Genomic DNA, 24,912 nt, shown 5'->3' on the forward strand with positions numbered 1-24,912 from the left:
CGCACGGGCTAGGTGCTAAGGTATCTAATCGCAGTGCATGCTTACCCTGTCCGGGTGGCGGAATGGCAGACGCGCTAGCTTGAGGTGCTAGTGCCCTATTAACGGGCGTGGGGGTTCAAGTCCCCCTCCGGACACCATGATTCGCCCCGCTTGAGCCAAGCGGGGCGATTTTTTATTGGATCTCACGTGGCTGGAAGGGGCGCCCTCAAGTGCTGACCCATCTTCGCGAACGTTGGGCGCAACTTGGAACGTGGGCTCAAATCGGTCTCATCCTTGCCTCGCTCGCCACGGTCGCGTGCCTTTTCTTTATCCCGCTGCCCTCCCCGCACACCATCCGCGACTGGGTGGGGTCAACTGGCCCCTGGGCGCCACTGGCATACCTGGTGTTGATGGTTCTGTGTACCCAGTTCCCGTTCCCTCGCACAGTCTGGACGCTGACCGCGGGGCTGATGTTTAACCCGTTGCTGGGCATCACACTGATGTTCCTGGGGCTCGCGCTGTCAGCCACCATCTCCGTGCTGATTTTCCGCCGCGTCGGCGGTCGGTGGCGGCCGGCCGAGGATGGTGACGACCCGCGCGTTGGGACCTTGCGCGAGCTGATTGAACAGCGTGGTTGGCTGGCCGTGCTGGGGCTCCGGCTCGTGCCAGCGGTGCCGTTCAGCTTGTTAAACTACGCCTGTGGCCTGGTGCGCATCCCCCTCCCGGGTTTCCTTTTTGCCACGGTGGTGGGCAGCGCTCCCAATACTGTTGGCCTCATCATCGCGACCAACAGCCTTACCTCCCAGCACATGGACTCCGGGACGCGAATGCTGTGGCTCGTGGCCTCGGCCCTGTTGATGCTGGCGGGCCTGGCTATCGCCTCCCGTGAGGCCTGGCTCTGGCGCAAGCTCGTGAGCAGCAGGCCTTAGAATAAAAATCACCGGCGCACACGCGCCGCTTTGTTTGGTGTGCCCCCGCCACCGCAGGCCACCAGCTAACGTCCCGCAGTTCCCAATAAGAAAGCTCTGACAGCAAGTGTTCGCAATTTTCGCTTCCTACCGTGGCCGGTCCCGCCGCCGGGCGGAATACGTCGAAGAGGTCACCGAAGCCTTCGCTAATGCGGACTCCGTTTTGAACGTGGAACAGGTCGGGGTCGAGGACCTGCTCTGCCACACCGAGGGGGCTGAGGAGACGCTCGCGGTGGTTCTGAGCCTGATCCAGGCCGGGGACTTCGCCATCGGTATCGGGCGGACGGTGACCATGGCCGAGGCCTACCCAGAAGGCGCTGAAGAATGGGAGGAATTGGCACCGCACGAGCAGATGGCTGCCACGGGTGAGGTCGCTCGGCGGGCGGTCCGCATCCGGCAGCGGGCTGGCGAGGTGAGCGTCCGCCTGGAGCTTCCTGGCTCGGACCACACCCAGGCGCCGGGCAAGGGGACGGAGATCGCCGAAGATATTGCCGCCGCGTTTACCCTCATCGCCCATGTGTTGGCCCGGCGGACAAAGGAGGGGCGCGAGGCTACTGCCCTCCTGCGTTCCGGTTACTCGCAGTCGGAGGCAGCGGAGGTCGTCGGCATCTCCAAGCAGGCGATGAGCCAACGGCTCGCTTCTGCGGGTTGGCAGGCCGAGCAGGCCGGATGGAACCTTGCGGTGCACATGCTCGCCCGCGTGGACGAGCTGGGCTGACTCACACCGAGCTTGAGGCAACTGCCGAAGTTGGCACTGACCCTGCCTGGGGCCAACCGTGTGGCGCAAAACGCCCCGTGGAAATAAGAGTTGGCTACTCCCCGACCGTCACGAAGTCGATCAGCCGCTCCACTGCCCCCAGCAGCGAGGAATCGAGGTCCCGGAAGGTCTTCACGGAGGAATAGACCTTCCGCCAGCCATCCTGCGGGGTTCCCCAACCGAGTTGCTGGCACACCCCGGTCTTCCAATCGATCCCACGCGGAACGTGAGGCCAGGCTTTGATCCCAACTGAGGACGGCTTCACGGCTTCCCAGATATCGATATACGGGTGGCCGGTGACCATCACATGGGGGCCAAGGCTCTGCACGAGCCGCATTTCCTTGGTGCCTTCGATCAGGTGATCGGCGAGTACGCCGACCCGCCGATCCGCGGTGGGCTGGAACTCGGCGAGCCTCTCGTGGAGGTTGTCCAGGCCCTCGATGTACTCCACCACGATGCCCTCGACGCGGAGGTCGTGCCCCCAGACCCGCTCGACGATCGCGGCGTCGTGAATCCCCTCCACCCAGATACGGGAAGGGGCGGCGACCTTTGCTTCGACGTTGGCGACCCGTCGGGAACCAGAATTAGAGATCGTTGGCTGAGCGGGCACCTCGCGGGGCGCGACGTACCGGCTGAGGCTGACTCGCTGCCCCTCGAGGAGAAAACCGCCAGGGCGTAGCGGGAACAGGCGCTGGGAGCCATGGCGGTCCTCGAGCTTGACGCACCAGCCGTCGATCGTCTTCTCGCCGCCGACGACCTCCCCCACGAAGTCATCGGCGAGAACCTCGATGATCAGCCCAGGTTCGGCGGGCACCTCCGGGTACTGTGGCCGCTTCGTGCGGGCGTGACCTTGAAAAATGTCGCCTGCGTAGGGGTCGCGATTGTTGAAGCTCATGGCTGTCAAGCTTAGGCTAAGGCGGATGAAAGAGGTCGGTGGCGCAATGCCTAATGCTGAAACGAAGCGGCTGATCCGCAGCCAGCTGTGGTCCCCGGTGCAGAACACGTCCCTATGGTTGGCGTGGTGGCTGCATGGCGTCATTAGCACCGACGAGGTGATCGACTCCTTCCATGCGGTGCAGGGCCGGCATCACCGAGTGCTGGCCCGAGCCGGTGGGACGGTATCCGGAACTGCCGCAGAGGCGGATGAGGCCACCGGTTTGATCGACCTCCTCAAGACCGTGCGCGCAGTCACTGAGGGAGCACCCGTCGGCCTGGAACACCGGCCGTTGGTGAATTTGGTGCTGGCTGGAATGGGGGATCCGCCCCCACTGCCGGCCGGCGAGGCCGCTTCGGCGGTCGCCGCGGCGGGTGCGGGGATTGCCTTTGCGGACGCGACCCCAGATGTCCACCACGTCGCCGTGCCCGAGATCGTTGATTCCTCGGTGATCTACTGGCACTGGCACACCGCCGAGGGCCGGGCTCCGCAACTGCCAACCAACGGGCCGGGCGACGCGGATGCGATGTTGCGGCAGGCGACGGATCGGGCGGTTGCAGGAATCGAATCCAGTGGAGTGATAGTTCGCTGGCCCACCGGCTCGGTCGGGCCACGGATGTTGGTGGGGGCGCTGAGCGATGCTTTCGGTGTGCCGGGGTTGCCGGTGAACGTTCCCTCGCGCGCGGAGAAGCTCATGGCTCGTGCGGACTATGTCGCGGCCATTATTGATGTCGCGCGCGATTCGGCGCCGCAGTCAAGCCTCGATCCTTTTCTCCTGCCGCTGGGGCGGGCGGTGCGTATCGCTCGGATGACCGCGGTGGATTACGCACAACGAGAACTGCTCCGCTAGTCAAGTCATTCACCTTGACTATCGGAGCAGTTCCCCAGGAGCTCTTTTAGCGTCTCATCACTCGATCATGCGCACCGCGTAGGGGCTCATGCCGTTGTAGCGGACGTCGGAAATCTTGACCACATCGCCCGACTGCGGGGCCTCGATCATCTTCCCGTCGCCCAGGTAGATCGCGACGTGGAATTCGGCGTTCGGTCCCCAGAAGAGCATGTCGCCACGCTTGATCTCCGAGACCGGGATCTTGCGACCCTGGTTGTACTGGTAGCCGGTGTAGTGACCGATATCCAGGCCCACTGCGGCGAAGGCGTAGAGGGTCAGACCGGAGCAGTCGAAACCGATCTTCTGGTAGTCGCCGTACGTGTCAGCCACACCCCAGTCGCGGATTCCGAGCGTCGGGCCATTGGCGTTTCCGCCGCCCCAGGCGTACTGCACGCCGAGCTGGCTCATCGCACGGTCGATCACACGCTCGATCTTCTCTTCAGCGGTACCGCTGGTGTCGACGGTGGTGTCCGCGGCCGGCAGGTTGTCGTTATCCGGTGCCGTGACCGGTGGCATCTCGCCGGGGCGCTCCTCCTGAAGGCCCGTCTCAGGGTTGATCAGGATGCCCTGGGACTCAGCCTGCTGCGCCGGGTTGTCGCTCTGATCCTGGGTCTCTGCCTCTGCGGTCTGCTCGGCCTGCTGTTCAGCGGGCTCCTGCGCAGACTCAGGGGTGGTCGCAGGAGTGGTCGCCGTCTGGTTCTGTGATGGCGCCTCAGTGGCGCTCGGGGCGGTCTGCGCGGTCTGTGCGCTGCCTGCGTTAGCGACGAGCTGATCGTAGTGCTGACCGGCGGTATTCCGGCCTGCTTCCCCAGCGGCGCGCAGCGCGGCGGCACGATCCTGCCCATTGGCGGTGGCGGTGGCGCCTGCCCGGAAGGCGTCTTGGCCGGCTGCAATCAGGCCGTCGATAGCCTTCTGACGGTGGTCGTCGCCAGCGTTGGACTGCTCGAAGGTAGCAGGTGTCTCCGGCGCAGCAATTACCGCGGTATCCGGCGTAGGTGCCTCGGATGGCGCCTGGGTCTCGGTAGATGCTGCAGTGCTTTCAGCAGTGTTGTTGCCGGACGTTGCTTCCTCAGTCTGCGGGGTGTTCTGCTGTGGTGCGCTCGGCTGCTCGGACTTCTTATCGGAGTCCTTCTCCGCCTTTTTCTCGACCAGGTTCGCGGCCTTCTCCGCTGCAGCACGCTTTTCAAAGGAGGAAGCCTTGGGCTTCTGGTTTGCTAGCGTCTCGATCGCGCTCTTGGCTGCGCGAAGCTTTGCCTGAGCCTGCTCGGCCTGGCGCTTGAGCTTCTGGTACTCCGCCGAGATCTGCTGCAGCCGCTGCTGGGAGTTGCGCAGCGTGTCCACGGCAGTCTGGTGCGCCTTGACCGCGTTCTGCACCGCGTTATCCGCGGCCTCGCGGGACGCGCGCAGGCGAGACTCCTCGTTCGCGCTCTGGGTGCGAGACAAGTCTAAACGGTTGACTACGCCCTGCTGCTTCTCCGTCGCGAGACGAACATAGCTGGCGCGATCCATCTGGGACGCGGCGGAATCGGCGCCCGCGGCGAGAGTGACCGGAGCCGTGTGGCCGCCCTGCTTATATGCGGAGCGAGCAATTTCGTTCAGCTTTTCCTGGGCGGTGTTGACGTCCTTTTCGGCGCTGTCGAGCCGCTTGCGCGCGGACAGCGTCTTATCCTGCGCTTCCTGGGCGGCCTTCTGGCTACGCTCCAGATCCACGCGGGACTTATTTGCTGCTTCGCGGATGCCGCCCATCTGGTTGAGGATGTTGTCAACCTCGGACTGCTTGCTGGACGTCTGATCCACCAGGTCCGCGAGATATGCCTCAACGGACTCCTGGTCGTCTGCTAGTGCGGGTGCGGTGGCCGTGTGCGCATAGATGCCGGCGGTCACAGCGACCGCGAGAAGAGTGCGACTAGACCGCGCGATGTTTGCCGTGTCGTTACGGCCGATGCTCGGGCGAGATAGCACGTTAAAGGTCTCCTGGTTGACGGTGGACATCCACAAGAAGGTCACCCGCGGTCCGGTTTATCTCACTTCCCCATGAGATGAAGCACGGTCCAGGGGGTGTCCGAAGGTTTCGGTGCAGCTCGAGTAACTCGAGTGCCTTCCTGTTTCAGTCGATGACGTTCAAAACCCTAGGGCACAAATGCATAACTGAGCGACTCAATTCACATAAGTATCAAATTAAACACACGCCACTTTGGTCATGTCACATGGCTTGACCAGCGGAAAGGTAAAGAATTGGCAACATTGTGAGGTGGGTCACAATTTGGAAGATGCTGGCGTGTCTGCTTGAAGGGTGCAAGAAAGCGTGTAAATCGCTCAACTCTCGATTAAGGTCTGTCAAGCCTGTGGGATTGACCCCAATTTTTGCCAGTCCGGTTGTATGGTTTTCTTCGCCTTGTCGTGACCTTTGGGTCCTTAAAGTGCGCGGAACTGAAGACTTGCCTGTTATTGCCCTGGTGATCCGGTGGAGGCGAGCTGGGGTGATGCGGCTAAAAGTTAAGGGGTGGAGCTTCGGACACGCGCGTATCGCTGAACTGTGTGCGGACCCCTGCGGCTACTTTTGTTTTGCTAGCGGCGCCGCTGCGCGAACAGTGCGGTGATCGCAATCGAGAGAATGGTGATTCCCAGCAGGCCGTTGCTGACGGCAGTTGTCGGTGTTGCTGTGTTTTCTACCGCGCTGAGGAAGTTCTCGACGGCATCCGCGCTGAGGTTGCCGTGGAGCTTTCCGTGGTTTCGTTCCAGGGTGAAGCGTGGGTAGAGATCGGACACTGACGTTCCCCACTTTGGCGTCATCACGAGAGTCGTGTCCGAACATGTCGCGTCGTGGAGGATTTGCGCGAGGTCGCGTTCGGTCGCTGGCTCTAGCTGGGTGCTGTTAACTACCGCGAGCTGAATCCGCGACCCCCCTTCCGCATCGTCCAGTGCGGCACGCATTCCCGAGACTTCAGGTTCCACGCGAGCCTCAAGTTTGGGATCCACCCACAGGGGACCCTCCTCGAGCCCGCTAATGATCTGCGGGGCATCGATTCCCAACTTGGCGAACTTTTTTACGGTGTCTGGATGGGGTGAGGTGGCTACGGAACACGAAGTGTTGGCCATGAGATCTCCATCCGGAACTTTAAAGGGGAACTTGAGGGTTTGGTTCCATGAAGTGTAGATCATGGCTGTCTCGTCATGCATCTCGGAACGGAAATTCAGTTTTCTCTTGGGGCGCTGCGCAGCCCGTGGGTGTTCGGGGGTAATGCTCCCGCGGGGAGCGATAGCGAGAGATTTCTAAACGTAACGGCCGTACTGTTAATGTCGGTGGCAGACGTCACCGGGAAAACCTGCATAATAGAGGTGTACTCCCCGTGCTACGTCCACGACGAACTCCGGGACGTAATTTTAAGGAGCGCTCCCCCGCGCTCCAGCCCGCGGAGCGACTTATCGACTACGAGAAGAGACTCAGGAGCTAATAGTGACTGAAAGCATCAACTCCTTCGACGCGAAGGGCACGCTGGAGGTTGGCGAGAAGAGCTACGACATCTTCCGCCTGTCCGCAGTGCCTGGCATGGAGAAGCTCCCTTATTCCCTGAAGGTGCTTGGCGAGAACCTGCTGCGGAACGAGGATGGTAAGAACATCACCCGTGAGCACATCGAGGCCATCGCGAACTGGGATCCTAAGGCCGACCCATCCATCGAGATCCAGTTCACCCCGGCTCGTGTGATCATGCAGGACTTCACCGGCGTGGCCTGCATCGTTGACCTCGCAACCATCCGTGACGCAGTGGTCTCCCTGGGCGGCGACGCCGACCAGGTCAACCCACTGAACCCGGCTGAGATGGTCATCGACCACTCCGTCATCATCGAGGCCTTCGGTTCTGACCAGGCCTTCGAGCAGAACGTTGAGATCGAATACCAGCGCAACGAGGAGCGCTACAAGTTCCTCCGTTGGGGCACTGGCGCCTTCGAGAACTTCCGCGTCGTTCCTCCGGGAACCGGTATCGTCCACCAGGTCAACATCGAGTACCTCGCTCGCTCCGTCTTCGAGAAGGATGGCGTGGCCTACCCGGATACCTGTGTTGGTACCGACTCCCACACCACCATGCAGAACGGCCTGGGCATCCTGGGCTGGGGTGTCGGTGGCATCGAGGCCGAGGCTGCAATGCTCGGCCAGCCGATCTCCATGCTCATCCCGCGCGTCGTCGGCTTCAAGCTCAGCGGCGAGATTCAGCCGGGCGTGACCGCAACCGACGTCGTCCTGACCATCACCGACATGCTGCGTCAGCACGGCGTCGTCGGTAAGTTCGTCGAGTTCTACGGCGCAGGCGTTGCCGAGCTGCCGCTCGCAAACCGCGCAACCATCGGCAACATGTCCCCAGAGTTCGGCTCCACCGCCGCGATGTTCCCGATCGACCAGGAGACCGTCGACTACTTGGCTCTGACCGGCCGCGACCAGGAGACCCTGGACCGCGTCGAGGCTTACGCCAAGGAGCAGGGCATGTGGCTCGACCCGGAGGCCGACGTCGAGTACTCCGAGTACCTCGAGCTGGACCTGTCCACCGTCGTTCCGTCCATCGCTGGCCCGAAGCGTCCGCAGGACCGCATCGAGCTCACCGACTCCAAGTCCCAGTTCCGCAAGGATCTGCACAACTACATCGACACCGCAGTCGGTGAAGAGGGCGGCGCCTTCGACGCAGAAGGCCCAAGCACGAACGACACCTCGAAGGCTGAGGGCACCCCGGCCTCCGCTGCTGATGCCAAGGGCAACCTGCCGTCCGCAGCCGCTGGTGCTGAAGGCCGTCCGTCCGCTCCGACCACCGTGAACTACAACGGTCAGGACATGGAGCTGGACCACGGTATGGTCGCCATCGCGTCCATCACCTCCTGCACCAACACCTCCAACCCGTCCGTCATGCTCGGCGCAGGCCTGCTGGCACGCAACGCACGCAAGAAGGGCCTGAAGGCTGCACCATGGGTCAAGACCTCCATGGCACCGGGCTCCCAGGTCGTCACCGGCTACTACGAGAAGGCCGGCCTGTGGGAGGACCTCGAGGCAATGGGCTTCTACCTCGTCGGCTACGGCTGCACCACCTGTATCGGTAACTCCGGCCCGCTGCCAGAGGAGATCTCCGAGGGCATCAACCGTTCCGACCTGGCTGCCACCGCAGTCCTGTCCGGTAACCGTAACTTCGAGGGTCGCATCAACCCGGACGTCAAGATGAACTACCTGGCGTCCCCGATCCTCGTCATCGCTTACGCCATCGCCGGCACCATGGACTTCGACTTCGAGACCCAGCCGCTGGGTCAGGACCAGGACGGCAACGACGTCTTCCTGAAGGACATCTGGCCATCCACCGAGGAGATCCAGGACGTCATCAAGTCCTCGATCACCAAGGAGATGTACGTCTCTGACTACGCCGACGTCTTCAAGGGCGACGAGCGTTGGCAGGGCCTGGACGTCCCGACCGGCAAGACCTTCGACTGGGATCCAAAGTCCACCTACATCCGCAAGGCTCCGTACTTCGACGGCATGAGCCGCGAGCCGGAGGCAGTTGAGAACGTCGAGGGTGCACGCGTCCTGGCTCTGCTGGGCGACTCCGTCACCACCGACCACATCTCCCCTGCTTCCACCATTAAGCCGGGCACCCCGGCTGCTCAGTACCTCGACGAGAACGGCGTTGCCCGCAAGGACTACAACTCCCTCGGCGCACGTCGTGGTAACCACGAGGTCATGGTCCGCGGTACCTTCGCGAACATCCGTCTGCAGAACCAGCTGCTGGACGGCGTTGCAGGTGGCTACACCCGCGACTTCACCCAGGAGGGTGGCCCACAGTCCTACATCTACGACGCTGCAATGAACTACAAGGAGCAGAACACTCCTCTCGTGGTTCTCGGCGGCAAGGAGTACGGCACCGGCTCCTCCCGTGACTGGGCTGCAAAGGGCACCCTGCTGCTCGGCGTGAAGGCCGTCATCGCAGAGTCCTTCGAGCGAATCCACCGCTCCAACCTCATCGGTATGGGCGTTGTTCCGCTGCAGTTCCCGGAGGGCGAGTCCTGGAAGTCCCTGGGCATCGAGGGCACCGAGACCTTCGACATCACCGGTCTGGAGAAGCTCAACGAGGGCGAGACCCCGAAGACCGTGAAGGTCGTCGCTACCAAGGAGAACGGCGAGAAGATTGAGTTCGACGCCGTGACCCGTATCGACACCCCGGGCGAGGCTGACTACTACCGCAACGGCGGTATCCTGCAGTTCGTCCTGCGCAACATGATGGACGAGAACAAGTAGTTCTCTCCATCCGCTGAGGGGCCTTCCGGCCTAGCCGGTGGGCCCCTCTCCCCTTTTCTTAAACTTTTTCTTCGACCCCGCGCGACCCCACCCCCAATCCCGAAGGTGCGCAATCAAGGAATCCGCCATGCCCATCGTCAGCGACCGTGAACTATCCCGCCGTCGTCGGGAGATTATCAAGCAAGCCCGTGGTTGCTTCGCGCAATATGGCTACGAGGGAGCGACCGTCGCCCGGCTAGAGAAGGCCACCGGAAAGACCCGGGGTGCGATTTTCCACCACTTCGCGGACAAGGAAGCCCTGTTCCTCGCGGTGGTGCGGGAGGACGCCGCCCGCCAGGCGGAGGTCGTGTCGAACCACGGCCTCATTGAGGTCATGCGGCACATGATCACGCACCCGGAGACCAACAGCTGGTACATCACCCGTGCGGAAACGGTCCGTAAGCTGCGCACCGACCCGGAGTTCGAGGCGCGGTGGCGCAAGCACCAGCAGGTCCTCGATGCCGCCGTCCGGGCCCGCCTGTCCCACAATGTCTCGATGCGCACCGACGTGCCCCTGGAGGTCATCCAGACCTACCTCGAGACCGTCATGGATGGGCTGATGGCGAAGATGGCGGAGGGGGCCGACACCGCGCAGCTCGAGAAGATGCTCGACCTCGTCGAGCAGTCGGTGCGCGGCGTGTAGCCCCCCCGCGGTTAGACGTCGGCGACCGAGCCCGTTCCGTTTTCGAAGTCGAGCGGGTTGCGGCCAAAGGCTTCCCCACGCCCGAGGGACTCGACGATGACGTCGGCGACCAGCTCGCGCGGCGTCTCGGAGGCGGGGTCCATGGCGCCGTCCAGCACCGGCGGACCAGACGACCACATCGAAGGGGCTCAGCAGACGCGCCCAATCCTCTGTGCTGATCGTAGTGAGATCGCGCACAATCGCGGTAGCACCCTCGTCGACGAGATTTTGGACGTGCCCGGGGTTGCGGACCAGGGCCGTGACGCTGTGGCCTGCTGCGACGAGCTTCGGGATGCTGTGGCGCGAGATGTTCCCGTCGGCGCCAAGGACAAGAACATGCTGCTTTTTCATGGCGCCCACCCTACACCCGTTTCTAGGCGCATTTTTCCAGGTCTATACTGGCCGCATGTATGCAATCATTACCACTACCGGCAAGGATCGCCCCGGTGTTATCGCCGCCGTCGCGAAGGCGGCAGCCGACGAGGGCCTGAATATCGTCGACGTCTCCCAGACCATCATGGATGACTTCTTCACCATGATCATGCGCGTGGAACTGCCGGAAACAGACGTGGATATGGGCGCCCTCCAGGAGGCCTTTGACGCCGCGGGCCAGCCGCTGGGCATGGTCGTGCGCATCCAGTCTGAGGCTCTGTTCAGCGCCATCAACGATATTTAAGGCGGCCCGGCGTGAACTTCGAATTCTCTTCTGCCCGCTTCCTCGAGGTCATCCGGATGATCGAGGACTACCGTCTGGACATCCGCACGGTGACGATGGGCATTTCACTCATCGGCTGCACCCGCTCCACCATGGAGGCCACGGCTCAGGCGGTCTACGATCGCGTGACCGAGCGCGCCCGCGACCTGGTGCCGGTGTGTGAGGGTATCGAGCGCGAGCTGGGCATCCCGATCGTCAACAAGCGGGTTTCCGTCTCCCCCATCTCCCTCGTCGCCGCCGGCGTGGAGGGTAACCCGGTGGAGATCGCCAAGGCGCTGGACCGCGCCGCCGGTGAGCTGGGCGTGAACTTCGTCGGTGGTTACTCCGCGCTGGTGGAGAAGGGCGCGACGACCTCCGACGAGCGGCTCATCCGCTCCATTCCCGAGGCACTGTCCACCACCGGCGCGGTCTGCGGCTCGGTGAACGTCGCGACCTCCCGTGCTGGCGTGAACATGGACGCCGTCGGCCTGATGGGCCAGGTCGTCAAGGAGGCAGCTGAGCTGACCAAGGACGAGTCCTCCATCGCCTGCGCGAAGCTCGTGGTCTTTGCCAATGCAGTCGGCGACAACCCGTTCATGGCGGGTGCCTTCCACGGCATCGAGGAGCCGGACACGGTGATCTCCGTCGGTGTCTCCGGACCGGGCGTGGTGAACAACGCCATCTCCCCGATGGCTGGCGCCTCCCTCAACGAGATCGCTGAGGAGATTAAGAAGGCTGCCTTCAAGATCACCCGCGCGGGCCAGCTGGTCGGCACGATGGCCGCCGAGCGCCTCGGCGTGCCCTTCGGCATCGTCGACCTCTCCCTCGCCCCGACCGCCGAGGTGGGTGACTCGGTGGCGCACGTGCTCGAGAGCATGGGTCTGGACCAGGTCGGCACCCACGGCACGACCGCGGCACTGGCCCTGCTCAATGACGCGGTGAAGAAGGGTGGCATGATGGCTTGCTCGCGCGTGGGCGGGCTATCCGGGTCCTTCATCCCGGTCTCCGAGGACAAGGGCATGATCGACGCCGTCCGCGAGGGCTCCATCACCATGGACAAGCTCGAGGCCATGACCAGCATCTGCTCGGTCGGTTTCGACATGATCGCCATCCCGGGTGATACGTCCGCTGAGCTCATCGCGGGCATGATTGCCGACGAGGCCGCCATTGGCGTGATGAACCATAAGACCACTGCTGCTCGCCTCATCCCTGTACCGGGCACGAAGCCGGGCGATGAGGTCAACTTTGGTGGCCTGCTGGGCTACGCCCCGGTCATCCCGGTGAATGCGAAGGGCAACGACGCCTTCGTCCACCGCGGCGGTTTCATCCCCGCCCCGGTGCACGGCTTCCGTAACTAGCGAGCCTCGCGGGCAAAGCCAAGCACAGTGCATAAAGCCAAGTCGTGCTTGGCCTTGTCCGTTTTTTGCGTGTCGGTGGCTGAATCACGGCGTATGCTGGTGGCACTTTGTTGTCTACTTCACAGCGACGAGGGGCCAGAGCTTTGACGCAGCCGACGCGCATGCCGCGCACACAACTGAAGTTCAAATCCGGGCTGGAGAATCCGCTGGTGCCCGAGCGAGACGAGGACTTTTATTCCAGCCCCAACCCGATGCGGGACCACAGCGGGGTCTTCGAGGCAGTGAAAGCGGCCGGGCCTGCGCCCTACCGGGGAGCGCTGCCCGGGCGCATCGCTTTCTTCCTGATCTTCGTGCTCTTCGGCGGTTTGTTCGCGCTGATCGGCTTTCGCTTCCTGCTCAGCGGTCTGAGTGATACCGGGTCATGGCGCGATAAATTCGACGTCATCGACATCGGCTTTGCCGCTATCGGCAGCATCTTTGTCCTCGTCGGGGCGTACGCGATCTCACGCGACGTTTCCCGGCGCAGGCGGATCGTCACAGCCTGGAAGAATGGCTGGATCGACTACTACCCTGCGCTGGTCGGGCAGTTCTATCACTGCCGCACTGATGTCAGTAGTTCCAGCGACTCCGGCCGAACGTTTTATTACTACTACCGGGCGCCGCTGAAAGTGCTCCACCCCGATGGCTCGCTGAAGGAGATGCATTCCTTCGAATTCGAGATGAAGCGCAGGCCCGACTGGTACCGCACACGTTTCAACATGGCGAGCTCGGCGGAGGATGCCAAGTTAGATGACTGGAACAATAACGGCTGGGCGATTGTCGGAATCAGCCGCCGTCCCGGACAGACCTACGCTGAGCTGGACTCGGGGCTGACGAAGAAGCAGCGCGAAGCCGTCTTCAACCTCGCTGAGCGCAACTGGTTCGGGCGGACCGGCTGGTCCTGGTAAGCGCCAACTGCGAACCGGCACACCGTGCCGGACAGCCAACCAACCGACCAGACAGACGGGCCTAGGCCAGCTCGACGATCTCCATGTACTCGTCGTTCCACAGGTCCTCCACACCATCGGGCAGGACGATGACCCGCTCCGGCTCCAAAGCCCGCACGGCACCCGGGTCGTGTGTCACCAGCACCACCGCGCCCTCGTAGGTGCGCAGCGCGTCCAGGACCTGCTCGCGGGACTGCGGGTCCAGGTTATTCGTCGGCTCGTCGAGCAGCAGCACGTTCGCACGTGAGGAGACCAGCGTGGCGAGCGCCAGGCGTGTCTTCTCGCCGCCCGAGAGCGTGCCCGCCGGCTGATCCAACTTCTCCCCAGAAAACATGAACGCGCCCAGCAGGCTGCGTAGCTCCTGCTCATCGGCGTCGGGGCAAGCATCGATGGCGTTCTGCCACACGGACTTGCTCCCGTCGATGGTGTCGTGCTCCTGGGCGAAGTATCCGATCTTGAGCCCGTGGCCCGTGACGATGCCGCCCTCCCCGTCCGTGCGCTCCACCCCGGCCAGCAGCTTCAGCAGCGTGGTCTTACCGGCGCCGTTGAAGCCCAGGACGACGACGCGACTGCCCTTGTCGATCGCCAGGTCCACGCCCGCGAAGACCTCCAGGGAGCCGTACATCTTGGTCAGCCCCTTGGCGAACAGCGGGGTTTTGCCGCACGGGGCGGGTTTCGGGAAACGGATCGAGGCGACCTTATCCTCGACGCGCACCTCATCCAGCTGGTCGAGCATCCGGTCGGCGCGGGCAACCATCTGCTTGGCGGCGCGGGCCTTGTTCGCCTTCGCCCCGAACTTATCCGCCTGCTTCTTCAACGCGGAGGCCTTCTTCTCCGCGTTCGCCCGTTCCCGACGTCGACGTGCCTCGTCCAGGGCGCGGGCGTCCAGGTACTTCTTCCAGCCCATGTTGTAGACATCCGCCTCGGCTCGGACCGCGTCCAGGAACCAGACCCGGTTGCAGACCGCCTCGATGAGCTCGACGTCGTGGGAGATCATGATCAGCCCACCCTCGTGCTTGGAGAGGAAGTCCTTCAGCCAGGCGATGGAGTCCGAGTCCAGGTGGTTGGTCGGCTCGTCGAGCAGCAGGGTGGTCTTGGAGCGCCCAGAACCTGCCGTGGCGGCGAAGAGAATCTGGGCGAGCTCCACGCGGCGGCGCTGTCCACCCGAGAGGGTCTTCAGCTGCTGGTCGAGTACCCGTTCCGGCAGGCCCAGCGCGTCGCAGATGCGGGCAGCTTCGGCATTGGCCTCGTAGCCGCCCAGCGAGTGGTACTGCTCCTCCAACCGGGAGTACTTGCGGATCGCGGCATCGCGCTTGGAGTCCGTCGTCGCGGTCTCCATGATCTCCTGCTGGCGCTCCATGGACTGCCGGATCCGGTCGAGCCCGCGCGCCGAGAGGACGCGGTCCCGGGCACTCTGTTCGATGTCCCCTTCCTTCGAGTCCTGCGGCAGGTAGCCCAGCTCCCCGGAGCTGACGACGCTGCCGCCGTAGGGCTCGGTCTCCCCCGCCAAGATCCGCATCGTGGTGGTCTTTCCGGCGCCGTTACGCCCCACCAGCGCGATGCGGTCGCCCGGCTGCACCCGTAGGTGCTCGCCGGGGGCGGTGAGGAGCGTGCGCGCGCCCACCCGAACTTCCAGATCCTTCGTCACAATCACAGGCAATACCCTAACACTGCCCGGCCCTTGGCTAGATTGGGGGCATGAGCTGGAGTATTAGCGCAGCCCCTGGGGCGCCCGCCCGGGGTGCCGGTCCGCGCCGGATCAACGTCATTGGTTTGGGGCCAGCGGGTGCGATCCTCGCGCTTCGGGCGGCCGAGCGGGGTTGGCAGGTGGACGGCTACGACCCCGGTTCTCGTCCGGACGCAGCAGGGGCGGATGCGTGGCCAGCCTGGCCCGCCACCTATGGAGCCTTCGCCCCGGAGGTCCCCGACTGGGCCGATGAGCTCTTCTCGCCTGCCGAAGCCATCCGCGTGACCCCCACCCCGGGGAGCACCAAGCAGTTAGGCTTTCGCTACCGGATGATGGCCAAAGACGCCCTGCGAGCCGGGGCGGCCGAGGCAGTGAGGTACGCCGGGGGAAGCCTGCACGCCGAAGCCATGACCGAGGAACAACTCGCCGACTTGCCGGGGCTCACGGTGGACTGCCGCGGGGCGGCCACAGGCGGTGCGCTGTGGCAGATTGCGGTCGGTTACGTGCTCCGCCCGGTGCCGGGATCCGGCGCCACGCTGTCGGAAGCGCTGATCACCCCCACGCTGATGGACTGGACAGCCTCCCCCGCGGCAGAACCCGGTGGCGCCAAACCCAGCTTCCTCTACGTCCAGCGCCTCCCCGAAGGCTGGCTGGCGGAAGAGACGATCCTGGCAAGCACCTCCCGCCCCACCGACGCTGACTTCGCCCTGCTGCGCGCCCGACTCGAAGCGCGGCTAGCCAGCCTCCAGGGCGAGGGTTGGCGCGAGGAGCTGGAGGTCGTGGATGAGGAGCTCGTCGCCATCCCGATGGGCACCATCGCTGCTGGCTCAGGGGTGCTCGCCTTCGGGGCCCGAGACGGGTTCATCCACCCTGCGACCGGCTATTCGGTCGGCACCGCACTGCAGGAGGTGGATGGCTTCCTCGACCGCGTGGAGGCGAAATACGCTCGAGCAACACACAGTGGGGCGAATCTTATGGGGCTGGCTCGGCGGGCGAACGTGACCCTCGCCCGGGCACTGCGGCGGATCGGTTCCCTGCTTGTCGCCGAGGCCGACACCGAGGACGTCCAAAGCTTCTTCGCCGCCTTCTTTTCCCTGTCCACCGCCGACCAGCTGGCTTACCTCTCCGGGCGCAGCGGGCTGCGCACCGCCAGAACCATGTGGCGGTTAAGGAAAAACACCGGGTGGGTTCACCCGGTGTTACTCCCCCTCTATCGCCGCCCCTGGCGGTACCTACGCTTCGGCCTGCAGCGAAATTAGACCGAGAAGCCGAGGTAACGCAGCTGCTCGCGGCCTTCCTCGTTGATCATCTGCGGGCCCCAGGCTGGGGTCCAGACCCAGTTGATCTGCAGGTCCTCATACTCCTGGAGCGTGCTCAGCACCGCGGTCTGCGCTTGGTCCTCAATCATGTCGTGCAGCGGGCACGCCGGGGAGGTCAGCGTCATATTGATCATGACAGTCTTGCCCTCATCCCAGATGTCGTATACCAGACCAAGGTCGACGACGTTGATGCCCAGCTCCGGGTCGATGACGTCGAGCAGGCACTCCTCGATCTTGCCGTAACGCTCAAGATCCTCCTGGCTTGGGTTTGCCGGTGGCTCCGGAACCTCGTTGAGCGGCGATGGGTCCATCTCCGGGCTGGAAGGGTTCTGTTCAGACATTGCTTTCCTCGCTTAGGGGGTTGGGCTTAAAGTGCCGTGAAAGAAACGGTGAGTTGTTAGTTAATGGGTGATTTCTAAGCATCTTCGGACTGCTCGGGCGGGGTGACGCCTGCGTCGATCGCGGCGGCCTCGAAGGCCTTCCAGCCCAGCAGGGCGCACTTCACGCGGGCCGGGTACTTGGAGACACCGCTAAAGGCGATGCCGTCGCCGATGAGGTCCTCGTCGCCCTCCAGTTTGCCTCGGGAGGTGATCATCTTCTCGAATTCGGCGAGCTTTGCGAAGGCTTCCGTGACCGGCTTGCCCACGATCTCATCGGCCATCACGGAGGTGGATGCTTGGCTGATAGAGCATCCCACGGCGTCGTAGGAGATGTCCTGAACCGTCTTGTGGTCCTCGCTCAGGTGCACCCGCAGCGTCAGTTCGTCACCACAGGAAGTGTTGACGTGGAAGACCTCCGCGTCATACGGCTCGCGCAGACCCGCGTGTTCCGGGTGCTTGTAATGGTCCAGGATGACCTCCTGGTACATCTGTTCCATTCTCATGTACTTTCACCACCGTTTTGAAGGTTGAGGTTGTGTAGTTGGGTTCAGGTCTTCTGCTACGTGGGGGGCGTTGACGTCCTGAAAAGGAGCGTCACCACCCCGGCGGCGGGGCTAGACGCCGAAGAACTCCTGCGCCTTGCGAATGCCCTCGACGAGCCGGTCGATCTCCCACTTCTCGTTATAGACGTAGAAGCTGGCGCGCGCCGTGGCCTGCACGCCCAGGCACGTGTGGGCCGGCCATGCGCAGTGGTGTCCCACCCGGATGGAGACTCCCTGGTCGTCCAAGATCTGACCCAGGTCGTGCGGGTGGATTCCATCGACCACCATGCTCACCGCGCTACCCCGGTTGTGCATATCCGTTGGACCGATGATCCGCAGGCCCGGGATCTCGCTGAGCTGGGCCAGCGCATAGGCGGTGAGCTCGTGCTCGTGGGCGGCGACCTTGTCCATGCCCAGCTCGTTGAGGTAAGCCACCGCAGCGCCAAGACCCACGACCTGGGAAGTCATCTGGGTGCCCGCCTCGAACTTCTGCGGGGCGTCGGCGAAGGTGGAGCCCTCCATCGTCACCTTCTGGATCATCGACCCGCCGGTGAGGAACGGTGGCAGCACCCGCAGGTGCTCCTTCTTGCCGTACATCACGCCCACGCCGTTGGGCCCCAGCATCTTGTGCCCGGAGAACGCCGCGAAGTCCACATCCAGGTCGTGGAAATCCACGGCCATGTGCGGCACGGACTGGCAGGCATCCAACACGAAGAGTGCGCCGACCTCGCGGGCCCGCCGCACAGCCTCCTTGACGTCCAGCACCGCACCGGTGACGTTGGACTGGTGAGTCAGAGCCACGACCTTCGTCTTCTCACTGAGCTGCAGGCTGTCCAGGTCGATGCGGCCGTCCTCAGTGGCGCGGAACCACTTCAGGGTCGCACCAGTGCGGCGTGCCAGCTCCTGCCAGGGCACGAGGTTGGCGTGGTGCTCCAGCTCAGAGACGACGATCTCGTCGCCCTCGGTGACCTGCAGCTCCCCTGCCCGCGAGTCCCCCAGGATGAAGGCCACCTCGTTGAGCGCCTCGGTGGCGTTCTTCGTGAAGGCGATCTCCTCATCCGCCGCGCCAACGAAGGCCGCGATGGCCTCGCGGGCGCCCTCATAAGCGTCGGTGGCCTCCTCCGCGATCTGGTAGGCGCCACGGTGGACCGGGGCGTTGTGCTTGGTCAGAAAATCGCGCTCCGCGTCCAGCACCTGCAGGGGCCGCTGCGCGGTCGCCCCGGAATCGAGGTAGATCAGCGGCTGGCCGTCCCGAACGGTGCGGGAAAGGATGGGGAAATCCTGTCGGATCGCTTGGGTGTCGAGATGAGTATCAACCATGAAAACCTTCGATTCTTCGCTTCTCTAACCGCAGTGACGCGGTTGAAGCATGCCTGCGGGGATTGAAAACCCACCCCAGGGGTCGCGGGGTGGGACTTTCGGTGCGTCTTTAGGCGTTGACGAACTTGTCGTAGCCCTCGTTCTCCAGCTGCTCTGCCAGCTCCGGGCCACCGGAGGTCACGATGCGGCCGCCGGCGAAGACGTGCACGTGATCCGGCTTCACGTAGTTCAGGATGCGCTGGTAGTGCGTGATCATCAGCACGCCGCCGTTCTCGCGCTCCTGGTAGCGGTTGATGCCCTCGGAGACGATGCGCAGGGCGTCGACGTCCAGGCCGGAGTCGGTCTCGTCCAGGATGGCGAACTTCGGCTTCAGCAGGCCGAGCTGCAGCACCTCGTGGCGCTTTTTCTCGCCGCCGGAGAAGCCCTCGTTGACGGAACGCTCGGAGAAGGACGGGTCGATGTCCAGCTCCTTCATCGCCTCGCGGGCCTCCTTGACCCACTCGCGCAGCTTCGGGGCCTCGCCACGGGTGGCGGTGGCCGCGGAGCGCAGGAAGTTAGCCATGGAGACACCCGGCACCTCGGTCGGGTACTGCATCGCCAGGAAGAGGCCAGCGCGGGCGCGCTCATCGACGTCCAGGTCGAGGAGGTTCACGCCGTCGAGCAGCACCTCGCCCTCGGTGACCTCGTAGCGCGGGTGGCCACTGATGGCGTAGGCCAGGGTGGACTTACCGGAGCCGTTCGGCCCCATGATGGCGTGGGTCTCGCCGGAGTTGATGGTGAGGTTCACGCCGTTGAGGATCTTCTTCGGCTCGTCGTTCTCGTCCGAGGGCAGGACCTGGGCGTGGAGGTTCTTGATCTCAAGAGTGCTCATACTAGTGATGTTTCCTTTGAAAGATTCTTGGGAGGATTAGCGGGTTAGAGGACGGTGCGCTCAAGCTCGTTGCCGACGAGCTCTTCCAGGTGCTCGCGGACGGACTCCACCGGGATGCGGCGGATGACGTCCGTGAAGAAACCGCGGACGATGAGCATCTTGGCCTGTGCCTCCGGAATGCCCCTGGCCTGCAGGTAGTACATCTGCTCGTCGTCGAAGCGACCCACCGTGGCGGCGTGGCCGGCACCTGCGATCTCGCCGGTCTGGATCTCCAGGTTCGGCACGGAGTCCGCACGGGCACCGGTGGTCAGCAGCAGGTTGTTATTGGTCTCGTAGGTGTCCGTCCCGGTGGCCTCCGGGCGAATGAGGACGTCACCGATCCACACGGTGCGGGCGTCGCGCTTACGCTCGGACGCCGGGCGATCCGCGTCGGCCGGGTCGCCCTGCAGTGCGCCCTTGTAGAGCACGTTGGAGCGGCAGTTCTGGACGGAGTGGTCGATGAGCAGACGCTGCTCGAAGTACTGATCCGCATCAGCGAAGTTGACGCCCAGCATCTCCACGTCGCCACCCGGTGCGGTGTAGCGCACGTGCGGCACGGAGCGCAGGATCTCGCCGCCGAATGCCGCGTAGGCGTGGCGGACGGTGGCATCTCGGCCAGTCTGGACGTGCGAGTTGGAAAGGTGGACGCCATCGTCCTCCCAGTCCTCCAGCACCACGGTGACCAGCTTCGCGCCGTCGCCGACGACGAACTCGACGTTGTCGGAGTGCGCGCCGGAACCCTGGTAACGCAGGATGACGACGGCCTCGGCGTGACGCTCGAGCTCGACGACCAGGGTGCTGTACGAAACCTGGTCCTCGCCCGGGCCAGTGATCGTGATCTCGATCGGCTCGGTTAGCGCGGTGTCCTTGGCAACCTGGACGTAGTCCGCGACCGGGGCATTCTCCCAGGCCTGGGCTGCAGCACGGTCGACCGGTGCGCCGGCCAGACCCACGCGCGGGTCGGAGGAGTCAACCTTCGTCACGGAGACGTTGTCCCCGGCGTTCTCCGGGACCTCGATGACGACGTTGGCGTCCGTGGGCGCCGCGGCGGTGCCGTCGTGCAGACCGCGGAGACGACGCAGCGGGGTAAAGCGCCAGTCCTCGTCGCGGCCCTTCGGGATCGCGAAATCCTCAGCCTTGAAGGAGGTGAAGCGGTCGCCCTTAGTCTGGTGATCGGTTCCCGCCTTGACGGTTTGGTTCTGAACGTTTTCCAAGGTGGTCATCTGGCTTAGCCCACCGATCCTTCCATTTGCAGTTCGATCAGACGGTTGAGCTCAAGCGCGTACTCCATCGGGAGCTCCTTGGCGATTGGCTCCACGAAGCCACGAACGATCATCGCCATCGCCTCGTCCTCCTCGAGGCCTCGGCTCATCAGGTAGAAGAGCTGATCCTCGGAGACCTGGGAGACGGTTGCCTCGTGGCCCAAGGTGACGTGGTCGTTGCGGATGTCGTTGTACGGGTATGTATCCGACCGCGAGATGGAGTCCACCAGCAGGGCGTCACACTCAACCTGGGAGGCGGAGTGGTGCGCGTTCGGGTGAACCTCGACCAGGCCGCGGTAGGCCGCGCGACCACCGGAGCGGGCCACGGACTTCGAGACGATATTGGAGCTGGTGTACGGCGCCATGTGGGTCATCTTCGCGCCGGTGTCCTGGAACTGGCCCTCACCTGCGAAGGCGACGGACAGGACCTCGCCCTTGGCGTGCGGACCGGTCATCCAGACGGCCGGGTACTTCATGGTGACCTTGGAGCCGATGTTGCCATCGACCCACTCCATGGTCGCGCCCTCTTCACACTTGGTGCGCTTGGTGACGAGGTTGTAGACGTTGTTCGACCAGTTCTGGATCGTCGTGTAGCGGCAGCGGCCGCCCTTCTTCACGATGATCTCGACGACGGCGGAGTGCAGGGAGTCGGTCTTGTAGATCGGGGCGGTGCAGCCCTCGACGTAGTGCACGTAGGCGTCCTCGTCGACGATGATGAGAGTGCGCTCGAACTGGCCCATGTTTTCCGTGTTGATGCGGAAGTAGGCCTGCAGCGGGATGTCCACGTGGACTCCCGGTGGGACGTAAATGAAGGAACCACCGGACCACACGGCGGTGTTGAGAGCGGAGAACTTGTTATCGCCCGCGGGGATCACGGTGCCGAAGTACTCCTTGAACAGCTCCGGGTACTCCTCCAGGGCGGTGTCGGTGTCGACGAAGATCACGCCCTGCTCCTCCAGGTCCTCGCGGATCTGGTGGTACACAACCTCGGACTCGTACTGCGCGGCGACACCGGCGACGAGGCGCTGGCGCTCCGCCTCCGGGATGCCCAGCTTGTCGTAGGTGTTCTTAATATCCTCCGGCAGGTCCTCCCAGGTCGTCGCCTGCTGCTCGGTGGAGCGGACGAAGTACTTGATCTGGTCGAAGTCGATGCCGGACAGGTCCGCGCCCCAGGTGGGCATGGGCTTCTTGTCGAAGATCTCGAGGGCCTTGAGGCGACGCTCGAGCATCCACTCCGGCTCGTTCTTCTTGGCAGAAATATCCCGGACGACGTCCTCGTTCAGGCCACGGCGCGCGCTGGCGCCGGCGTCGTCGGAATCGTGCCAACCGTAGCCGTAGGCACCGATCGAGTCGATGATTTCCTGATCGGATTGCAGTTTGTCAGCAGCTTGAGTCATAGATTCTTTAGCTTTCCTTCGTTGCGGAAGGGGTAATGGTGGTCAGCGGAATATGGGTCGTACAGATACCGTTGCCGTCCGCGATAGTAGCGAGCGGCTGAGTGTGCTGGCCGAGTAGCTCCGCAACTACCCGGTGCTCTGCAGCGCACAGCTCGGGGAACTCCTCCGCCACGTCCTGGATTGGGCAGTGGTGCCTGCAGATTTGGACGCCGCCCGCCGCGTGGCTCACGGTGGCCGCGTAGCCACGGTTGGTCAGCGCCTCCGCGATGTTCTTGGCCTGGGCCTTCACATCACGGTCGTCTGCGTAGTCACCGTCGAGTTCGGGGATGTCCCCCAACAGATCATTGATGCGTTGCGCAGCAAAGGCCTCGACTGCTTCCTCTCCGCCCGAGTTCTTCAGGGCGCGCAGCGCGAGGAGTGCAAGGGTGTCGTAATCATGACCGAACTGTGCTCGACCCGCATCAGTGAGGCGGAATAGCTTCGCCGGTCGCCCACGCTGTCCTGACCGTGGCGCGTCAACGGCCTCAGCGAGCCCATCTGCAACGATGTTGTCCAGATGGCGCCTCACGCCAGCGGCGCTCAAACCAAAAGCCTCGCTGATGGTTGTCGCGCTCACCGGCCCGTGTCTCAACACGTACAGCAGGATGCGACGGCGCGTGTCGGTTTCCACTGGTGCCATATCAACCCGCCTTTCATCGTTGAGTGCCGTCATGATTAGACAACACGAGTGTGTCTTAAATAATTCCCCCTGTCTACTAAGGCGAACCTATGTTCCCTAAAAACGCTGGCTTCATTATCGTGGTTGCATGTCTTCGAACCGACCCGGCCGCGCGTTGATCCGCGGCCCCTTCAGCCTGTGGCGCCGCTATTTGGACGTGCTGCCCCGGCTCGGCCTGGCCGGTTCCCGATCGGCACAGCTCCACCAAGAGGGTCGGGTGCTTCCCCTCCACGCGCCGTTGGAGCCCCTGAACCCCGCCTACCGGCTGCGGCTGCAGATCGCGGTGTGGCTGGGATCCATCGGCACCATTCTCATCGCTCTCGGGGGTATTGGCGCGGGCGCCATGCCCGTGGTGGGCAACCCATTCTGGTCCGTTCCCGGGATCAACGTCTTGGCCCGGATGCTGCACAGCACCACCGTGACCGTCTTCGTCGGAATCGGATTCCTAGTGCTCGCCTGGCTCCTACTCGGCGCCTTCGTGCTGGGGCCAGGGGGAAGGCAAGTCCCCCGCCTGCCCATCCGCACCTATTGGCGGATCTTCGCCCTCTGGGTGCTTCCCCTGGCGATCACTGCGCCGATGTTCACCCAGGACATCTACTCTTATCTAGCCCAAGGGGCGATCGCCGCGCAGGGGCTGGACCCGTATAGCGCAGGTCCGGTGGACATCCTCGGGATGCAAGACCCGCTCGCCCGTTCCGTGCCCTTGATGTGGGCGCACTCCCCTGCGCCCTATGGCCCGGTCGCACTGGGCTACGGGGCCGTGATCTCCATGATCACCGGCAACAACATCGTGCTGGGGGTCTTCGGCCATCGGCTGATGAGCATCACCGGGCTGGTGCTCACCGGCTGGGCGTTGACGAGGCTCGCCCAGCGCTGCGGCATCGCGCCCCAGACAGCCTGGTGGCTCGGGGTGCTGAACCCGCTGACGCTGCTCCACCTCGTCGCGGGTATCCACAACGAGGCGCTCATGCTCGGCTTTCTGCTCGTGGGCATGGAGTTCGTGCTTCGCGGCACCGACCATTACGAGCGACCTTTGAGCAGCCGCCTGCTGCTCATGGCCTCCGGCACGGTGCTCGTCACCTGCGCGGGCCTGATCAAGGTGACCGCCCTGATGGCTCTCGGCTTCACCGCAGTGGCGATCGCGCGCTGGTGGGGCGAGGGACTGCGACACCTTATCGGTGCAGGAGTGGCCAGCGCGGTGGTCGCCGCGGCCACTGCGAGTCTGTTCTCCGTGATCACAGGCGTGGGCTTCGGTTGGATCACCTCCCAGGGCGGGGCGGCAGAAATCATCAGCTGGATGAGCCTGTCCACGTTGGGGGGTTTGGCGTCGTCGTTCTTAGGGACCCTCCTTGGCTTAGGGGACCAACAGTCCGCTGCGCTGCTCGTTTTCCGCTTCCTCGGGGTGATGATCGGCGCATTCTGGGTTGTGCGCATGCTGTGGGCCTCCTACCGGGGCCGAATCCACCCCGTGGGAGGGCTCGGGGTCGCCACGCTGTTCCTCGTGATCTTCTTCCCCGTCGTCCACCCCTGGTACCTGCTCTGGGCCATTCTGCCGCTCGCGGCGTGGGCCAACCGGCCGGTCTTCCACTTCGCGACAATCGTGTACTCGGTGGCTTTCAGCTTCTTCATCCTGCCCCGTGGTCTCGGGCTACCGCCGGCGACGGTGGCCTTCATCTACGCCATGTCCGCGCTACTTTTCCTCGCGTTTCTGGTCGCCAGCTGGCGCTACCTCAAGAAACACCCGGCATATGCCAACGCCCTCGCGTTGCCTCGCCCCAAAGAAATGCCCACGAAGGCAGACACACCCAACAACCGGTGATCCC

General features: G+C 63.9%; 22 protein-coding genes, 1 tRNA gene and 1 pseudogene. 11 read left to right on the forward strand and 13 right to left on the reverse strand.

Features of this window, described 5'->3' with window-relative positions; genetic code table 11:
• The first annotated feature begins 48 nt into the window (after window positions 1-48).
• From QP997_RS00390 to QP997_RS00400, 3 genes are all read left to right on the forward strand, one after another.
• Window positions 49-137 (forward strand) — tRNA-Leu (locus tag QP997_RS00390).
• 252 nt (window positions 138-389) lie between these two features.
• Window positions 390-908, forward strand: a complete 519-nt coding sequence (locus QP997_RS00395; RefSeq protein ID WP_284845876.1) for a TVP38/TMEM64 family protein — start codon at window positions 390-392, stop codon at window positions 906-908.
• A gap of 106 nt (window positions 909-1,014) precedes the next feature.
• Window positions 1,015-1,665, forward strand: coding sequence for a DNA-binding protein (locus QP997_RS00400; RefSeq protein ID WP_284845877.1), 651 nt, complete (start codon window positions 1,015-1,017; stop codon window positions 1,663-1,665).
• A gap of 94 nt (window positions 1,666-1,759) precedes the next feature.
• Here QP997_RS00400 and QP997_RS00405 read toward each other — a convergent pair whose 3' ends face one another.
• Window positions 1,760-2,599 carry a DUF3097 domain-containing protein gene (locus QP997_RS00405; RefSeq protein WP_070758898.1) on the reverse strand — a complete coding sequence of 280 codons (840 nt, stop codon included), beginning with the start codon at window positions 2,597-2,599 and terminating at the stop codon, window positions 1,760-1,762.
• A gap of 46 nt (window positions 2,600-2,645) precedes the next feature.
• Between QP997_RS00405 and QP997_RS00410 the strand changes: the two genes are divergently transcribed.
• Window positions 2,646-3,488, forward strand: a complete 843-nt coding sequence (locus QP997_RS00410; protein WP_502870410.1) for an Rv1486c family protein — start codon at window positions 2,646-2,648, stop codon at window positions 3,486-3,488.
• A gap of 57 nt (window positions 3,489-3,545) precedes the next feature.
• Here QP997_RS00410 and QP997_RS00415 read toward each other — a convergent pair whose 3' ends face one another.
• Window positions 3,546-5,519, reverse strand: coding sequence for a DIP1281 family NlpC/P60 protein (locus QP997_RS00415; protein ID WP_284845878.1), 1,974 nt, complete (start codon window positions 5,517-5,519; stop codon window positions 3,546-3,548).
• A 576-nt stretch (window positions 5,520-6,095) separates the two neighbouring features.
• Complete coding sequence (locus QP997_RS00420; protein ID WP_284845879.1) at window positions 6,096-6,689, reverse strand: Rv1476 family membrane protein; 594 nt, start codon at window positions 6,687-6,689, stop codon at window positions 6,096-6,098.
• Window positions 6,690-6,984: 295 nt separating this feature from the next.
• On the opposite strand from QP997_RS00420, the gene QP997_RS00425 reads away from it, so the two are divergent.
• Window positions 6,985-9,795: an aconitate hydratase gene (locus tag QP997_RS00425; RefSeq protein WP_284757452.1), complete on the forward strand. Its 2,811-nt coding sequence runs from the start codon at window positions 6,985-6,987 to the stop codon at window positions 9,793-9,795.
• A 127-nt stretch (window positions 9,796-9,922) separates the two neighbouring features.
• Window positions 9,923-10,477: a TetR/AcrR family transcriptional regulator gene (locus QP997_RS00430; RefSeq protein ID WP_284845880.1), complete on the forward strand. Its 555-nt coding sequence runs from the start codon at window positions 9,923-9,925 to the stop codon at window positions 10,475-10,477.
• An 11-nt stretch (window positions 10,478-10,488) separates the two neighbouring features.
• Here the strand turns inward: QP997_RS00430 and QP997_RS00435 are convergent, their stop codons facing one another.
• Window positions 10,489-10,656, reverse strand: coding sequence for a hypothetical protein (locus QP997_RS00435; RefSeq protein WP_284845881.1), 168 nt, complete (start codon window positions 10,654-10,656; stop codon window positions 10,489-10,491).
• Window positions 10,657-10,666: 10 nt separating this feature from the next.
• A pseudogene (locus QP997_RS00440) lies at window positions 10,667-10,867 on the reverse strand (NAD(P)H-binding protein); the annotation flags it as partial.
• A gap of 55 nt (window positions 10,868-10,922) precedes the next feature.
• Here QP997_RS00440 and QP997_RS00445 point away from each other — a divergent pair.
• From QP997_RS00445 to QP997_RS00455, 3 genes are all read left to right on the forward strand, one after another.
• Window positions 10,923-11,192, forward strand: a complete 270-nt coding sequence (locus QP997_RS00445) for an ACT domain-containing protein (protein ID WP_070758901.1) — start codon at window positions 10,923-10,925, stop codon at window positions 11,190-11,192.
• An 11-nt stretch (window positions 11,193-11,203) separates the two neighbouring features.
• Window positions 11,204-12,568, forward strand: coding sequence for a PFL family protein (locus tag QP997_RS00450; RefSeq protein ID WP_070761417.1), 1,365 nt, complete (start codon window positions 11,204-11,206; stop codon window positions 12,566-12,568).
• Between the two features lie 143 nt (window positions 12,569-12,711).
• Window positions 12,712-13,515 carry a hypothetical protein gene (locus QP997_RS00455; RefSeq protein ID WP_284757457.1) on the forward strand — a complete coding sequence of 268 codons (804 nt, stop codon included), beginning with the start codon at window positions 12,712-12,714 and terminating at the stop codon, window positions 13,513-13,515.
• A gap of 61 nt (window positions 13,516-13,576) precedes the next feature.
• Here the strand turns inward: QP997_RS00455 and QP997_RS00460 are convergent, their stop codons facing one another.
• Window positions 13,577-15,208: an ABC-F family ATP-binding cassette domain-containing protein gene (locus QP997_RS00460; protein WP_012360263.1), complete on the reverse strand. Its 1,632-nt coding sequence runs from the start codon at window positions 15,206-15,208 to the stop codon at window positions 13,577-13,579.
• A gap of 44 nt (window positions 15,209-15,252) precedes the next feature.
• Here QP997_RS00460 and QP997_RS00465 point away from each other — a divergent pair, with 44 nt between their 5' ends.
• On the forward strand, window positions 15,253-16,500 hold the full coding sequence (locus QP997_RS00465; RefSeq protein WP_284845882.1) for a lycopene cyclase family protein: 1,248 nt from the start codon (window positions 15,253-15,255) through the stop codon (window positions 16,498-16,500).
• On the opposite strand, the gene QP997_RS00470 is transcribed toward QP997_RS00465, so the two are convergent.
• The 7 genes from QP997_RS00470 to QP997_RS00500 form a co-directional block, all read right to left on the reverse strand.
• A complete protein-coding gene (locus QP997_RS00470; protein WP_012360260.1) occupies window positions 16,497-16,901 on the reverse strand; it encodes a metal-sulfur cluster assembly factor in 405 nt (134 codons plus the stop codon). The genes QP997_RS00465 and QP997_RS00470 overlap by 4 nt on opposite strands.
• A gap of 74 nt (window positions 16,902-16,975) precedes the next feature.
• The gene (gene sufU, locus QP997_RS00475; RefSeq protein ID WP_015381632.1) at window positions 16,976-17,443 is read right to left on the reverse strand and encodes a Fe-S cluster assembly sulfur transfer protein SufU; all 468 of its coding nucleotides are present in this window, start codon (window positions 17,441-17,443) and stop codon (window positions 16,976-16,978) included.
• A 111-nt stretch (window positions 17,444-17,554) separates the two neighbouring features.
• Window positions 17,555-18,802, reverse strand: a complete 1,248-nt coding sequence (locus tag QP997_RS00480; protein WP_284845883.1) for a cysteine desulfurase — start codon at window positions 18,800-18,802, stop codon at window positions 17,555-17,557.
• Between the two features lie 109 nt (window positions 18,803-18,911).
• The gene (gene sufC / locus QP997_RS00485; RefSeq protein ID WP_070758909.1) at window positions 18,912-19,673 is read right to left on the reverse strand and encodes a Fe-S cluster assembly ATPase SufC; all 762 of its coding nucleotides are present in this window, start codon (window positions 19,671-19,673) and stop codon (window positions 18,912-18,914) included.
• A 44-nt stretch (window positions 19,674-19,717) separates the two neighbouring features.
• The gene (gene sufD / locus QP997_RS00490) at window positions 19,718-20,935 is read right to left on the reverse strand and encodes a Fe-S cluster assembly protein SufD (RefSeq protein ID WP_148820499.1); all 1,218 of its coding nucleotides are present in this window, start codon (window positions 20,933-20,935) and stop codon (window positions 19,718-19,720) included.
• 5 nt (window positions 20,936-20,940) lie between these two features.
• Window positions 20,941-22,371: a Fe-S cluster assembly protein SufB gene (gene sufB / locus QP997_RS00495; protein WP_070761412.1), complete on the reverse strand. Its 1,431-nt coding sequence runs from the start codon at window positions 22,369-22,371 to the stop codon at window positions 20,941-20,943.
• A 7-nt stretch (window positions 22,372-22,378) separates the two neighbouring features.
• A complete protein-coding gene (locus tag QP997_RS00500; RefSeq protein WP_012360254.1) occupies window positions 22,379-23,050 on the reverse strand; it encodes a helix-turn-helix transcriptional regulator in 672 nt (223 codons plus the stop codon).
• A gap of 127 nt (window positions 23,051-23,177) precedes the next feature.
• Between QP997_RS00500 and mptB the strand changes: the two genes are divergently transcribed.
• Entirely contained in the window at window positions 23,178-24,908 is a 1,731-nt protein-coding gene (mptB, locus tag QP997_RS00505; RefSeq protein ID WP_284845884.1) for a polyprenol phosphomannose-dependent alpha 1,6 mannosyltransferase MptB, read from the forward strand.
• The last annotated feature ends 4 nt before the right edge of the window (window positions 24,909-24,912 follow it).

Source organism: Corynebacterium sp. MSK039 (genome assembly GCF_030232315.1).
In the GTDB taxonomy this organism is placed as follows: Bacteria; Actinomycetota; Actinomycetes; order Mycobacteriales; family Mycobacteriaceae; genus Corynebacterium.

Coding starts and splice junctions, on each gene's coding strand:
- QP997_RS00395 (WP_284845876.1), top strand. CDS start 390: ATGGTTCTGTGTACCCAGTTCCCGTTCCCTCGCACAGTCTGGACGCTG.
- QP997_RS00405 (WP_070758898.1), bottom strand. CDS start 2,599: ATGAGCTTCAACAATCGCGACCCCTACGCAGGCGACATTTTTCAAGGT.
- QP997_RS00410 (WP_502870410.1), top strand. CDS start 2,646: ATGCCTAATGCTGAAACGAAGCGGCTGATCCGCAGCCAGCTGTGGTCC.
- QP997_RS00415 (WP_284845878.1), bottom strand. CDS start 5,519: ATGTCCACCGTCAACCAGGAGACCTTTAACGTGCTATCTCGCCCGAGC.
- QP997_RS00420 (WP_284845879.1), bottom strand. CDS start 6,689: ATGATCTACACTTCATGGAACCAAACCCTCAAGTTCCCCTTTAAAGTT.
- QP997_RS00430 (WP_284845880.1), top strand. CDS start 9,923: ATGCCCATCGTCAGCGACCGTGAACTATCCCGCCGTCGTCGGGAGATT.
- QP997_RS00435 (WP_284845881.1), bottom strand. CDS start 10,656: ATGTGGTCGTCTGGTCCGCCGGTGCTGGACGGCGCCATGGACCCCGCC.
- QP997_RS00445 (WP_070758901.1), top strand. CDS start 10,923: ATGTATGCAATCATTACCACTACCGGCAAGGATCGCCCCGGTGTTATC.
- QP997_RS00465 (WP_284845882.1), top strand. CDS start 15,253: ATGAGCTGGAGTATTAGCGCAGCCCCTGGGGCGCCCGCCCGGGGTGCC.
- QP997_RS00470 (WP_012360260.1), bottom strand. CDS start 16,901: ATGTCTGAACAGAACCCTTCCAGCCCGGAGATGGACCCATCGCCGCTC.
- sufU (WP_015381632.1), bottom strand. CDS start 17,443: ATGAGAATGGAACAGATGTACCAGGAGGTCATCCTGGACCATTACAAG.
- QP997_RS00480 (WP_284845883.1), bottom strand. CDS start 18,802: ATGGTTGATACTCATCTCGACACCCAAGCGATCCGACAGGATTTCCCC.
- sufC (WP_070758909.1), bottom strand. CDS start 19,673: ATGAGCACTCTTGAGATCAAGAACCTCCACGCCCAGGTCCTGCCCTCG.
- sufD (WP_148820499.1), bottom strand. CDS start 20,935: ATGACCACCTTGGAAAACGTTCAGAACCAAACCGTCAAGGCGGGAACC.
- sufB (WP_070761412.1), bottom strand. CDS start 22,371: ATGACTCAAGCTGCTGACAAACTGCAATCCGATCAGGAAATCATCGAC.
- QP997_RS00500 (WP_012360254.1), bottom strand. CDS start 23,050: ATGGCACCAGTGGAAACCGACACGCGCCGTCGCATCCTGCTGTACGTG.
- mptB (WP_284845884.1), top strand. CDS start 23,178: ATGTCTTCGAACCGACCCGGCCGCGCGTTGATCCGCGGCCCCTTCAGC.